This is a genomic window from bacterium (assembly GCA_030247525.1).
Lineage (GTDB): Bacteria > Electryoneota > JAOADG01 > JAOADG01 > JAOADG01 > JAOTSC01.
Genome location: JAOTSC010000032.1, coordinates 15,092 through 27,334, shown reverse-complemented (window position 1 = coordinate 27,334; position 12,243 = coordinate 15,092). Strand labels below are relative to the sequence as shown.

At 50.0% G+C, this 12,243-nt stretch carries 12 protein-coding genes and 6 tRNA genes; 15 read left to right on the top strand and 3 right to left on the bottom strand.

Annotated elements, in window-relative coordinates; genetic code table 11:
- Nucleotides 1-207: 207 nt before the first annotated feature.
- On the bottom strand, nt 208-1,104 hold the full coding sequence (locus OEM52_04925; protein MDK9699475.1) for an AraC family transcriptional regulator: 897 nt from the start codon (nt 1,102-1,104) through the stop codon (nt 208-210).
- Between the two features lie 134 nt (nt 1,105-1,238).
- Entirely contained in the window at nt 1,239-2,309 is a 1,071-nt protein-coding gene (locus OEM52_04920; GenBank protein MDK9699474.1) for a thiamine pyrophosphate-dependent dehydrogenase E1 component subunit alpha, read from the bottom strand.
- Between the two features lie 171 nt (nt 2,310-2,480).
- Between OEM52_04920 and OEM52_04915 the strand changes: the two genes are divergently transcribed.
- From OEM52_04915 to rplT, 9 genes are all read left to right on the top strand, one after another.
- A tRNA-Glu gene (locus OEM52_04915) sits at nt 2,481-2,552 on the top strand.
- 50 nt (nt 2,553-2,602) lie between these two features.
- Nucleotides 2,603-2,676: transfer RNA gene (locus tag OEM52_04910), tRNA-Ala, on the top strand.
- A gap of 93 nt (nt 2,677-2,769) precedes the next feature.
- Nucleotides 2,770-2,842: transfer RNA gene (locus OEM52_04905), tRNA-Gly, on the top strand.
- 120 nt (nt 2,843-2,962) lie between these two features.
- A tRNA-Cys gene (locus OEM52_04900) sits at nt 2,963-3,034 on the top strand.
- Nucleotides 3,035-3,048: 14 nt separating this feature from the next.
- Nucleotides 3,049-3,135, top strand: a tRNA-Leu gene (locus OEM52_04895).
- A gap of 47 nt (nt 3,136-3,182) precedes the next feature.
- Nucleotides 3,183-3,256 (top strand) — tRNA-Val (locus OEM52_04890).
- A 143-nt stretch (nt 3,257-3,399) separates the two neighbouring features.
- Complete coding sequence (gene infC, locus OEM52_04885; protein MDK9699473.1) at nt 3,400-3,897, top strand: translation initiation factor IF-3; 498 nt, start codon at nt 3,400-3,402, stop codon at nt 3,895-3,897.
- A 10-nt stretch (nt 3,898-3,907) separates the two neighbouring features.
- A complete protein-coding gene (rpmI, locus tag OEM52_04880) occupies nt 3,908-4,102 on the top strand; it encodes a 50S ribosomal protein L35 (GenBank protein MDK9699472.1) in 195 nt (64 codons plus the stop codon).
- A 54-nt stretch (nt 4,103-4,156) separates the two neighbouring features.
- Nucleotides 4,157-4,504, top strand: coding sequence for a 50S ribosomal protein L20 (gene rplT / locus OEM52_04875; GenBank protein MDK9699471.1), 348 nt, complete (start codon nt 4,157-4,159; stop codon nt 4,502-4,504).
- Between the two features lie 62 nt (nt 4,505-4,566).
- On the opposite strand, the gene OEM52_04870 is transcribed toward rplT, so the two are convergent.
- Complete coding sequence (locus OEM52_04870; GenBank protein MDK9699470.1) at nt 4,567-4,929, bottom strand: VOC family protein; 363 nt, start codon at nt 4,927-4,929, stop codon at nt 4,567-4,569.
- Between the two features lie 48 nt (nt 4,930-4,977).
- Between OEM52_04870 and pheS the strand changes: the two genes are divergently transcribed.
- The 6 genes from pheS to OEM52_04840 all read left to right on the top strand — a co-directional run bounded on the left by pheS (nt 4,978) and on the right by OEM52_04840 (nt 12,113).
- Entirely contained in the window at nt 4,978-6,000 is a 1,023-nt protein-coding gene (gene pheS, locus OEM52_04865) for a phenylalanine--tRNA ligase subunit alpha (GenBank protein MDK9699469.1), read from the top strand.
- A gap of 137 nt (nt 6,001-6,137) precedes the next feature.
- A complete protein-coding gene (gene pheT / locus OEM52_04860; GenBank protein ID MDK9699468.1) occupies nt 6,138-8,579 on the top strand; it encodes a phenylalanine--tRNA ligase subunit beta in 2,442 nt (813 codons plus the stop codon).
- Between the two features lie 102 nt (nt 8,580-8,681).
- Complete coding sequence (locus OEM52_04855) at nt 8,682-9,026, top strand: hypothetical protein (GenBank protein MDK9699467.1); 345 nt, start codon at nt 8,682-8,684, stop codon at nt 9,024-9,026.
- Nucleotides 9,027-9,079: 53 nt separating this feature from the next.
- Nucleotides 9,080-9,406 (top strand): cell division protein ZapA, encoded by a 327-nt coding sequence (locus OEM52_04850; GenBank protein ID MDK9699466.1) that lies wholly within the window; start codon nt 9,080-9,082, stop codon nt 9,404-9,406.
- Nucleotides 9,407-9,744: 338 nt separating this feature from the next.
- Nucleotides 9,745-10,548: a YmdB family metallophosphoesterase gene (locus OEM52_04845; GenBank protein ID MDK9699465.1), complete on the top strand. Its 804-nt coding sequence runs from the start codon at nt 9,745-9,747 to the stop codon at nt 10,546-10,548.
- Entirely contained in the window at nt 10,545-12,113 is a 1,569-nt protein-coding gene (locus OEM52_04840) for an amidohydrolase (protein ID MDK9699464.1), read from the top strand. The genes OEM52_04845 and OEM52_04840 overlap by 4 nt, the downstream gene beginning before the upstream one ends.
- Nucleotides 12,114-12,243: the final 130 nt, after the last annotated feature.

The window sequence follows — 12,243 nt, the reverse complement described above, 5'->3', positions numbered from 1 at the left end:
AGATATCAATAATTTAAACAAAATGACTCATAAATGCAAAATGAATCATGCTTAATGGAGATTAAGTAATCTAAACAAATGATTGTTTGCGTCGCAGTATTATTTATTGGTCTTACAAAAATTAGGGAAGATTCAGTAGAGGGATTATATCCGCACAAAACGGAGCGCTGTAAAAACAACGCTCCGTTTGCTCAAACCAGAAAGTTGTCATTCAATCGGGATATAGATTTTGGTTTGAAGCTCTTCTGGTTTCGTTGTATCCGGATCTGACAGATAGAACTCCAAACTTGGTTCCTGCCGGAGTCGTTTTCCGTTTTCAGGAATCCATTGTCCTAACAAATAGGTGTAGGTCTCTTCCATCGCTTCATAGGTACAGATATGTAACGTCGTTATGTACTTCCCGTTTCCAATGGTTTGAATTCCGATATTTCCTTCCGGAGTAACTTCGCGGTCAATGGTACAGCAACAGTCAACCCGCAGTTTCTCTGGTGGAGTGACTTGAGGATCGTCATAATCGACAGCGATGTACTTCGTGTTTGGTCCAAGTAAACCTTTCGGACCAGCCCAACCGCATAATTGGTTCCATGCTGTTTCCTGTTGGTTGTATGGTCCGATGTATCGGATATAGGCGACTTTCATCGGGGGGAGGGTTTCAACATGCACTTCCATCGTTCTTCCTTTCTGAGTGAGTGGTGTAAGATCGAGTGTTTTGTTATCGGGTGAGTAGTGAACTCCGCTGGGATGTTTGCCAAACAGCAATTGTTGTTTCCGTTTGCGGAATTCAGATGGGGAGGCGTCGAACATATTGCGAAACGCACGAGAGAATGCTTCCAGTGTTTCGTAACCGGCTGCAAAAGCGATTTGTGTTATCGAATCGGTGGAATGGGTGAGTCGGCTGGCAGATCGCTCCAGACGCAATCGGCGGACATGCTCCATTACCGTTTCGCCAACCATGCCGCGAAAGATGCGATGATAGTGAAACGGCGAAAAACCGGCGATACTTGCCAGCAATTCCAGATCTATCGCCTCGTCGAGGTGTTGTTGGAGGTATCGCAGAACCCGGAGAGTGCTGGCATGGTATTGGTGAGTTGTTTGTTCGGTCATGATGTCTCCCTTTCTCAGGAGACAAGTTAGCAGAAGATATTTGTCGATACTTGATATTTTTTGCGGCAGGTGAAAAGCGCGAACGGGCGTTTACGCAACACATAACAAAGTCGTATCGATCCTGTGAACCGCTACTATTCCCACAGCTTGTTGCTGCGTTTTGCGAGGCCTGTTGCATACACCCCTTCGCCGGCTTCCCACCCTGCTGGATATGGTTGCGCCTCTGCCCACTCGACCCCTTGTCGAATTTCTTCCTCGACACTTGCCTCAATTGCGCCGAACTCCCGCTCGCTGAGGATTTTCTTCCGCAAGAGATAGCGTTGATAGCGTGGAATCGGATCAAATTTCTTCCACTCTTCGAGCATTTTTCCGGGCACATAATCGGCGGCATCGTGCGCGCTGTGTCCCAGTATTCGCATTGTTACACACTCAATGAGAGCAGGACCCTTTCCGGCGCGAGCGCGATTCAGAAAATGTTTTGTGGCAGCGACTACGGCGAGCACATTATTGCCGTCGATGGAAATGCCGGGAATGCCGTAGGCGATGGCGCGGTCGGCTTGTGATTTAATGTTGTACTGCTTGTCGAGCGGTGTTGAATAGGCAAACTGGTTGTTCTCAATGAAGACTAAAATCGGCGCTTTCACTACCGAAGCGAAGTTCATTCCTTCGTGAAAATCACCGATGGAAACGCCGCCGTCACCGAAGTAGGTAACCGCGCAACACGACTCACCACGCTGCTTTCCGGCGTAGGTGACACCGACAATAAACGGCAGCATCGCTCCGATGTGACTGATGCAGCCGTTGATGTTGTAATCGTAATTCGAGAGGTGGACAGAACCGTCTTTACCGTGAGTTGGCGAGTTCTTTCGTCCGAGATACTGTGAGAAAACGAACTTTGAGGGTTGCCCTTTCACCATCTGTGCCGTGAGGTCGCGGTGCATCGGGGCGAGCCAATCCTCCTGCAGCAGCGGAAATGTGCTACCCACAGTAATTGCTTCATGTCCAATGCCGGGATATACGCCGCCGACAACCTTACCTTGCCGGTAGAGCGAGATCGCGGTTTCTTCTACCCGTCTTCCCAACAACATCCAACGATAGATACGGGCGTGCTCGTCGCGCTTAATAACTCCGTAATCGATATCGGGCAACTCTTCCGGGATGCCGTAAGATGCCGGGGTGGGAAACTGGGCAGATTGTTTCGTCATTGCATTTTTCTCGTATCTCGGTTTAGGAAAGGGGGAAAGTACGCGTTTCCGTTGCTTACTCCAAGTATTTCCTAATCGGAGAGTCCGGTGTAGACTTGGTGTTAGGGGAAAGTTTGCAATTCGGCTTCTGAGGTTTTATTTTACCGAGCTTTTCGTACAACGGAAAGCGACGACCCCATCGTCTAGTGGTTAGGACTCGAGGTTTTCGACCTCGCAACCGGGGTTCGAACCCCCGTGGGGTCGCAAGAGCGTTTTTTTCGAGGCCAACCGGTTGAGACGAGGACGCTTGTTGCGGGGCATTAGCTCAGTTTGGGAGAGCGCTTGAATGGCATTCAAGAGGTCATCGGTTCGATCCCGATATGCTCCACTTCCGGACTAAATGCAAATCGCGCGAGCGAGTTGCAATCAAATCCTTGAAGCTCTATATTTTCACTCTGCGGGAACTACGACAGGTTCCCACGCGGGAGTAACTCAGTTGGTAGAGTGTCACGTTGCCAACGTGATTGTCGCCGGTTCGAGTCCGGTCTCCCGCTCAAATGTATCGGTCAAAGTTGATGCAAATCGGCTGTCTGATGCGACGGGCTGATGCGAGACCCTCTTTCGAGGACGGAGAGCGTATCTCCGTTTTTAATTTATACGGCGAATCTGTCGACGGCGGCGTAGCCAAGTGGTAAGGCAGAGGTCTGCAAAACCTTTATCCATCGGTTCGATTCCGATCGCCGCCTCATTACACCGACCTGCCGAGGTGGCGAAATTGGCAGACGCAAGGGACTTAAAATCCCTCGGAGTAAAATCCGTACCGGTTCAAGTCCGGTCCTCGGCACCATGTTCGAACAGGCATGTCCGGGAGTGGCAGTGTCGGCAAGTTCATTCGGGCGGTTAGCTCAGCTGGCTAGAGCGCTTGCTTGACATGCAAGAGGTCGTAGGTTCAAGTCCTATACCGCCCACAGTGCCGGGTTCGCCCGGATGTGAAGCGAAATCGTGCGTTGTTATTTTGACAGAGACGAACATTTCGTCGGATCGATGAGATAAAGTTTCGGAGGAAGTTGCCGTTAGACCGCCGTTAGCACCACCGGACGAGAAAAGCAATATTCGCATCAATGAACGAATCCGGGTTCCACAGATCCGGGTCATTGGTATGAATGGCGAGCAGTTAGGTATTATGGATCCGCGCACTGCACTCGAAATCGCGCGGGAAAACGAGCTGGATCTCGTTGAAATTGCTCCGACGGCCAACCCGCCGGTATGCAAAATTCTCGATTTTGGCAAGTATAAGTTCCAACTGGCGAAGAAGGAACGGGAATCGAGAAAAAAACAGTCGCATTCCGAAGTTAAGAAAATTCGTTTTACTCCGGTGACCGACGATCACGATTTTGATGTAAAGGTGAAACAGTCGCGCGGCTTTATTCTCGAAGGAAACAAGGTTAAAGCGGTTGTTTTGTTCCGGGGTCGATTGTTGACCCGTAAAGAGTTCGGTGACGATTTATTGCGGCGGTTCATTACGGCACTTGCCGAAGTCGCTAAAGTGGAAACACCGATTCAAATGGAAGGCGCGCGCAGCATGAGCGTGCAGCTAATGAAGAAGTAGGATTGCCAGAATGCCGAAAATGAAATCCAATCGCGCCGCACGGAAGCGCTTTACCGTTACCGGTACGGGGAAAATTGTGCGCGGTCATAATCATATGCGCCACAAGCTGACACATAAGTCGGCAAAAGCGAAGCGGATCCTTGGTCACGATGCCATCGTTGCCGACGCCGATGTCTTGCGCGTGAAACGGCTGATCCTCGCCTAAGAGTTTTCATCGAAACGTCAATAGGCTTTTGCCCGATAGAAAGAGACAGAAAAAATGCCACGCAGTACTCGAAACGTTGCATCCAAACAGCGCCGTAAGAAGATTTTAAAGGCGGCGAAGGGTTATTGGGGAACCCGACATACCCGCATTCGTCAAGCGATGGATGCCGTTGACCGCGCACGCTTGTATGCCTTTGAACACCGCCGGTTAAAGAAGCGTGATTTTCGCGGACTTTGGATTGTCCGGATCAATGCGGCAGTTCGACCCTTCGGTATGAATTATAGTACTTTCATCCATTTACTGGATGTCAAAGGAATCGCTGTCAACCGGAAAGTGTTAGCCGATCTCGCATTTAGCGATCCGGTCGCTTTTGAGCGCCTCGTCGAGGCAGCCCGGGCATAGCGCATCGGCGCATCGTTTGTGCAAGGGGAGCCTCGAGTGAGGTTCCCCTTTTTCATTGTTCTTTACGGTTCGATGAGTGCGATATGAGCCCCGGCGGGATCTTTGAGGACGCAGAACATATTGTTGCCTAATCTGCGAGGGCCGTCGACGATGGTTCCGCCGAGTTTAACGCACTGCTCGCATGCCACCGGAACGCTCGGTACCGTTACATAGAGCAACCATTGGGGTGGGAGATTGGCGTTCGTTCCGCGTGCGTAACATACGCCTGAGACGGCTTTATCAGTTTCAGGTAACGTCATTTCGAAATCGCCGTCGCGTTCGCGAGCAGACCAACCAATGACGGCTGAGTAAAAGTTTTTCACTTCTTCCGCATTGGGCACGGTTAAGTCGTGCCAAACTATTGAGCCGGGTTGTGAGTCTTCCATGTAGGTTCTCCAAGTATTTGACGAACCAAGATAACAGGAAATGGGATTATGACAAGTCTTTCCGATCAGATTTTAGAAATTGAAAGATCGTTTTCTGCGTGTATTTCCGAGGCAAAACCGGATGAGTGGGAAGAGCTGAAGAACCGCTTTCTCGGTCGTAAAGGGGAACTTGCAGCACTCTTCGATTTACTGGGGAAATCAGCGCCGGAAGAAAAGAAATTGCTTGGTAAAAAGTTGAACGAAGTGAAGAACGCCTTCGCCGAGCAAATCGAAACTTTACAAAAACGCGTAATCGTCTCCGCAAAAGTACCACGGCTCGATCCGACACTGCCCGGTCGTCCTTACCCCATTGCGACCAAACACCCGCTCACAGCGACGATGGAAGCGATTGCCGACTTGTTCGGACGGATGGGTTTCGTAGTCGAAGAAGGTCCCGAACTGGAAACTGCCTATTACAATTTCGATGCATTGAATACTCCGCCGTGGCACCCTGCCCGAGAAAAATCCGATACATTATATCTCGTACCCGGCACCGGTGATCGGGAATTACTTCGCACTGAGACCTCGCCGGTACAAATTCATTCGTTGGAAAAACGCGGTGTACCGTTACGGATAATTTCACCCGGCCGCGTCTATCGAAACGATAAACCGGATGCGACGCATAATCCGATGTTCCATCAAGTCGAGGGGCTTTGTGTCGATAAGGGAATTTCAATGGCGGATTTGAAAGGGACGTTGTTGTCGTTCTACCGTGCATTGCTTGGTCCTGATACAAACATTCGTTTTCGTCCCCATTTCTTCCCGTTCACGGAACCATCGGCGGAAGTTGATGTAACCTGTCCCTTCTGTCATGGCAAGGGTTGCCGGGTTTGCAAGCAGAGTGGCTTCATCGAAATGGGTGGCAGCGGGATGGTTCATCCCAACGTTCTTGAAGGGGTTGGCGTCGATACCGAAGTGTACACTGGCTTTGCGTTCGGATTGGGGATTGAGCGGCTGGCGATGTTACTGTACGGCATCGACGATATTCGGTTATTCTACGAGAACGATCTTCGTTTTCTCGCGCAGTTTTAATTGAGAAGGGTGGCCGCGACATTCCTGTCGCGCAGTAGGGGCGTATGGCATACGCCCATGAAACATGGACAGACAGGAGTGTCTGTCCTACCGAGCTTCCGTAGACGATCAAGATCACTTGGATAAAGAGAAATCAAATGATTCGCATTTCATATCGCTGGCTACAAGAATTAGTCGATTTACCGGAAACGCCGGAACAATTGCGCGATGTATTGACCCAACTCGGCTTTGAAGTCGAAGAGCTGCTGACCATTCCCGGTGTTCCCGATGGGGTGTATGCCGCGTTTGTATTGGCGATTCAACCTCACCCCAACGCCGACAAACTGAGATTGGTAACGGTTGCATTAGATGGCGAGACAAAGACAGTGGTATGCGGTGCGCCGAACGTCGAAGTGGGGCAATGGGTACCGCTCGCCGTTGTCGGAACGAAAATCGGCGATATCACGTTGGAGTCGCGTCCTATCCGTGGGGTTGTCAGCGAAGGTATGATCTGTTCGGAACGCGAATTAGGACGGTCGGATGATCATTCTGGAATTTGGGTTTTGGGTGTTGGCGACACCGACGAGTGGGAAGCTGGAGAGCAGCTATCTGAGCGAATTCTCAGTGATGCAGTTTTCGGTATTGAGGTGACTCTCAATCGTTCGGATTGCTTATCTCATCTCGGGATTGCCCGTGAACTGTCGGCAAAATTTGGCCGAGAAATTCATCTGCCGCCAACGCCAATCGACGAATTGGATGAGCCAGCAACGAATCAAGTAAAAGTTGTGATTGATGCGCCTGATGGCTGCCCCCGTTACCGCACCCGGATTATGCGCAAAGTCGATGCCAAAATCGCTTCTCCATTCTGGATGCGCGAAAGACTCAAGAGAATGGGCACTCGCTCGATTTCGGCAGTCGTTGATGCGACCAATTATGTGATGTTCGAGACCGGACATCCGCTCCACGCTTTTGATCGCGCGTTTCTTTCCGGCAGCGAAATTGGTGTCCGAATGGCAACCGAAGGAGAAAAGTTTGTGACTCTCGACGGTGAGGAGCGAATCCTTACCCCGGAAGATGTTTTGATCCGCGATGCGGAAAAAGCGGTTGCTTTAGGCGGCGTTATGGGCGGATTGAACAGCGAAATTCGCGACACCACGACCGATGTCTTGCTGGAGGCAGCCTATTTTCACCCGGTAACAATTCGCCGCACAGCGCGCCGGTTAGGGCTTTCCACTGAATCGTCGAAACGGTTTGAGCGTGGCGCTGATCCCGATGGCGTGATCTATGCAATGGATCGCGTCTGTTCGTTGATTCAAATGCTTGCTGGTGGCGAAGTGTATTTCGGAGTAGTTGATGATTATCCGAAGCAATTGGTTCGCTCAGCTGTCTCACTCCGGGAGACCAGACTACACTCGATCCTCGGTTACGATACAATCAAACTCGGAGAGGCGGAAGCGATTCTCAATCGCTTGGGAATGGCGACAAATCAACGATCCGATATATCGGTAGAAGTAACTCCCCCCTCATGGCGGCATGACATACTCCGGGAAATTGATTTAATCGAAGAAGTGGGTAGGGTTTATGGTTTCAGTGAGATACCCACGAAACCGTCGGCGGAAGTGCAATTGAACAGCGCTCAGAATCCTGAATGGCTTGCCCGGCAACGCTGGAGCGGTACCCTGCGGTCGATGGGCTTCAGCGAAGCGGTATCGAATTCGATGGTAAATCCGGATGATTTAGCGGTGCTGGGAATCCTCGATGGTGCGGTAAGAATTGCCAATCCAATCGCTCCCGAATTATCGGTTATGAGGACGAACTTATTGGTGAGTTTATTGACTGCTGCGGCACATAACTTGCGACATGGCAGGGAGCGGGTCGCGTTGTTTGAGATCGGCCGAGTCTTCGGTAAGGGCTTGATTGACACCCAATCGACTGAGCGTTGGCATCTGGCAATAGCGATGGCTGGCGAGGCGGAACCGCAATGGTGGCGCGCATCGAAGCCAAGATTAATGGACTCAACTGATGTGATCGGTGTACTGGAACGCTTGAAAAAGACTGAACTGCACTCGCTTACATGGTCCCCAATTGATTATTTTGGACCAATCGAGGAAGCGTATCGCTTGGAGGTAGGGGGAAAACCGGTAGGATTTGCCGGGCGGATATCCGGAGCAACCCGAAAGGAATCCTTACGACCGGAAGCCCACGTTGTAGCGAAGCGGTTTGAACTGGATAAACCAGTTTGGGTGTTGGAGTTTAACGCTGAAGCGTTAACAATAGAACAACCGCAAGTGAAGTATCAACCGTTTTCCCGTTTTCCCGCCGTTGTTCGGGATCTGTCGTATTTGGCGCCCGATAGCTTTTTAGCGGGTCAGTTACTGGACAGCGCGAACAAGGCAATCGACAAACAACCGTTCGACGTAACAGTTTCGCTGTTTGACCGGCACGAGGACAAAGCGACCAAAACAATCGCCTTCGGAGTTCGGTTACGAATGCTGGCTGCTGATCGTACCTTGTCGGAACCCGAGATCAATGGGGCTCTAAACACTGTGATGGAAGCGATTGCGCACCTTCCGGAAGTAAAATTGCGTAGCGGGCAGTAGTCATCGACTTGGAAACCAACGTTGATAAATCAACTGAAAGTTTGGTGGCTTCGTATTTTTTAACAAAATAATTCGGTAGTGTTCCGTACCACTGAGGGAGCGATGGATTTAAGTATACTGGAAGCGCTCGAGCAACGGTTTGATCAAGTCAAAGCGAAGCTCATGGCAACTCGCGACGAGCTGGCAAAATCACAAACCGAAACCAACTCGTTACGCGACGAACTTTCACAGGTCAAGCAAGAACGTGATCAACTTGCATTAACGAATCAGCAGTTATTAGGCGAGTTGGGCGATCTCAGAGGTTTGTTGGAAACGACTAAGAGCGAACTTACCCAATCCCGTGAAGAATTGTCTATCGCAAAATCCGAACTATCGAATGCCGATCAGAAGCAGGAGAACATCCGGGGAAAAGTGGAAGCAATCTTAGCGAGGATGGAAGAACTGTAGCGCAGGAAACCGTTCCAGAGCGACTTTTGGAGAAAACACCAAAGGCGGGGACGGTGAAACCGAAGGAGAGCGGAACGATGGCGGTGCAACCGACGGTTGTCCGGGTAAAAATCTTCGGACAGGAGTATGGCGTAAAAGGCGACGCCGACGCCGATTATATCAAGAAAGTCGCTGAGTACGTCGATGCGAAGATGCGCGATGTCGAGGAGACGCTTTCCCATGGCAGCTCTCCTTTGAAGATTGCGGTACTGGCAGCGTTGAATCTCACCGATGAATTGTTTATGGCTTGGGAAGAGCGCGATAAATTGAAAAGCGATATTGAATCCAAAGCTCGCGCCCTAACCGAAAGAATGAGTCGTGAACTCGACGAGGAAGTCTAACAATTCCTGCAATCGAATCAAACAGTTCGTCTGGGCATTCGGGTATCGGTAACATATAAGAATTTATTGGCTTGTCCGTCCAATCGTGTTTTCAAAGGGAGGAACCAACAAGAGAGGAGAGGGAGCTTTGCGTTTGTCGGTTATGACATGCCCCCCCGGAAACGGTGTCAGGGGAAGTCAGTCCCGTTAAAGGAAGTGCCCACCATGTCAAATAGGCGTGGTTCTCTCACCAATGAGCGATTGGTCGGACCGGATTATTAGTACCACTTGCGAACCGCGATTACCCATCGCGGTTTTTGTTTGCCCACGGAATAGTCTTCTTGTACCTTGCATCGCCTATGAAAAACTTGATTCGAATACTGTTCATCGGTGATATTGTCGGTGACCCCGGTGTCCATGCAGTAACGGGTATCGTTCCCGGTTGGTTGAAAGAGGAGCCGTTCGACTTGGTTATTGCCAACGGCGAGAATGCTTCCTCCGGTCGCGGCATCACGATAAAGCAAGTGAAGCCGATACTTAATGCCGGCGTTCACGTCATCACCGGCGGCAATCATATCTTCGACCGCGAGAAAGCCCCCGATGCTTTCGGGATGTATGCGGAGAGGTTGTTGCGACCAGCAAATTATCCCCCCGATGTGATGGGAAGAGGATTTGTGATTGTTCAGGTTCCGGGTAAACGACCGGTAGCGATTCTCAACTTGCAAGGCAGGTTGTATATGCCGCTTACCGATTGCCCTTTCCAAACCACCGACCGCATTTTACCAGAACTGCTGGCGATTACTCCCAATATCTTTGTTGATTTTCATGGCGAAGCAACCGCCGAAAAAATTGCGTTTGCGAAAAATTTCGATGGTCAAGTTTCCGCCATCGCTGGGACTCATACCCATGTTCCTACCGCCGATGCGGAGATATTACCATTAGGTACCGCCTTCATAACCGATGTTGGGATGACTGGTTCACATGATGGTGTTATCGGGATGGATACTGCCGCATCGATCAAACGGTTTCGCACTACTCTAAATCATCAAAGCGGTGGCTCGAGTGGCGATATCCGTTTGAATGCCGCCATCATCGAGATCGATGCCGATACCGGAAAAGGAATATCGATTGTTCATCAGCAACGAAAGATGCCTGCGCTATGAATTTGAACCACATTCTAATTACAAATGTTCGCGTCTATCGAAAAAATGTTCCGTTGTTTCATCGACCGCGCGCAGTAGAAATCAAGCATGGCAGATTCGTACGGTTTTTTGATGAACCTTATCCGAATATCGATGCAGAAGTGATCGATGGTGAAGGCAGCTTTCTCTATCCCGGATTCTTCGATAGCCATACCCATTTTGTCTGGGGCGGTTCGGCATTAGGACCCTTGAATTTCAGTGGGGTTACTTCGTTAGCGGAAATGCGCGAACGGTTACTATCTGTTCGCGAGGGAATGGAATCGAAGCGAGGTCGTGGTTGGATGATTGGATTAGGGCTCGATCAAAATGCACTGCATCCGACGCGTGAACAACTTGACGAATGGTGTGGCAGTTTCCCGGTCATCATTGAAACGAAAGACCTCCATTCGGCTATTGTTAACCGAGCGGCATTGGAATTGGCATCCCTATGGAATCCGGTTACCGACCCGGAAGGCGGTAAAGTCGAGCGCGATGGATACGGTATTCCCAACGGTTGGCTTCGTGAATTCGCCGTGCATAACGTGAAACGATATATTCCGCCTGCGACTCCGGCAGACTATCGTGAGTGGTTTGAGGCGGCGACGGAACTGGCTCATGCGAATGGGATTATCGGAGTCGGAGAAAATGCGGATTGTGAGTTAGCGAAACTCTATTGGCAATGGGCGGAAGCGGGTGCCTTGCCGATTCGGATTGATTTGTGGCTAAACGAAGGATGGCCGAACGAAGACACCTTAGAATTTCCGAAGTACTCTTCGGATCGGCTGCGCATTGCGACCCAAAAATTGTTTCTCGATGGATCACTCGGCAGCCATACTGCCTGGTTTCGCGAACCCTATACTTCTCGTCCCGATACTTGCGGCATGCCGCTGCACAGCAACGATGAAGTGTACGATGCCTTACGGAATTGTCTCGAACGAAACTGGGGAGCATCGGTTCATACAATTGGCGACGCATCGTGCGAACAATTGTTGTTTACCGCCGAGAAACTGCAAGTGGAAGGATTCGACACATCCCGGATTGCCATCGAACATTTGCAGGTAATGACGCCAGATACCCCGCAAAGAGTGAAAAAACTCGGGATGATTGCTTCGATGCAACCGATTCATTTAGCCGGTGACCGGGAATGGATGGAAGCACGAATTGGAAAAGAACGGTGTGAAAATGCTTTTGCATTTCACACACTCTCAGAGGAGGATGTTCGACTGAGATTTGGAAGTGACTGGCCGGTTGAAGACCTGAATCCAATTGCAGGACTACGAACAGCAATACTTCGTACCGGGTACTCGAATTGTTTGGGAAATAGTTGGTATGCAAAAGAGTGTATTCCTTTTGAAACAGCGCTTGCAGCTTTTTCCAGTGATCCTCATCACTTGGCGGGATGGTCGTATGCCGGAAAAACAACGGAAGAGGCCCCAGCAGACTTCATTTTGTTAGACCAAGACCTTTCGACCACTCATCCAGCAGATTGGGATACCAATTCAGTAAAATCGACTTGGGTTGGTGGTGCGGAAGTTTTTCACCGCTAAGTCAACAATGAAGTAAGTATTTGATAATTAGAATTTATTTTATTAGAATCGAAAAGAAATAACATTTGAACTGTCTATATGCATTGATAGTAGAAGCACATCTTTTATTTTTATATGCAATGTATTATGG

What these genes read in the sequence shown, in the direction of transcription:
- OEM52_04925 (MDK9699475.1), bottom strand. Translation starts at nt 1,104, where the DNA reads ATGACCGAACAAACAACTCACCAATACCATGCCAGCACTCTCCGGGTT.
- OEM52_04920 (MDK9699474.1), bottom strand. Translation starts at nt 2,309, where the DNA reads ATGACGAAACAATCTGCCCAGTTTCCCACCCCGGCATCTTACGGCATC.
- rpmI (MDK9699472.1), top strand. Translation starts at nt 3,908, where the DNA reads ATGCCGAAAATGAAATCCAATCGCGCCGCACGGAAGCGCTTTACCGTT.
- rplT (MDK9699471.1), top strand. Translation starts at nt 4,157, where the DNA reads ATGCCACGCAGTACTCGAAACGTTGCATCCAAACAGCGCCGTAAGAAG.
- OEM52_04870 (MDK9699470.1), bottom strand. Translation starts at nt 4,929, where the DNA reads ATGGAAGACTCACAACCCGGCTCAATAGTTTGGCACGACTTAACCGTG.
- pheS (MDK9699469.1), top strand. Translation starts at nt 4,978, where the DNA reads ATGACAAGTCTTTCCGATCAGATTTTAGAAATTGAAAGATCGTTTTCT.
- pheT (MDK9699468.1), top strand. Translation starts at nt 6,138, where the DNA reads ATGATTCGCATTTCATATCGCTGGCTACAAGAATTAGTCGATTTACCG.
- OEM52_04855 (MDK9699467.1), top strand. Translation starts at nt 8,682, where the DNA reads ATGGATTTAAGTATACTGGAAGCGCTCGAGCAACGGTTTGATCAAGTC.
- OEM52_04845 (MDK9699465.1), top strand. Translation starts at nt 9,745, where the DNA reads ATGAAAAACTTGATTCGAATACTGTTCATCGGTGATATTGTCGGTGAC.
- OEM52_04840 (MDK9699464.1), top strand. Translation starts at nt 10,545, where the DNA reads ATGAATTTGAACCACATTCTAATTACAAATGTTCGCGTCTATCGAAAA.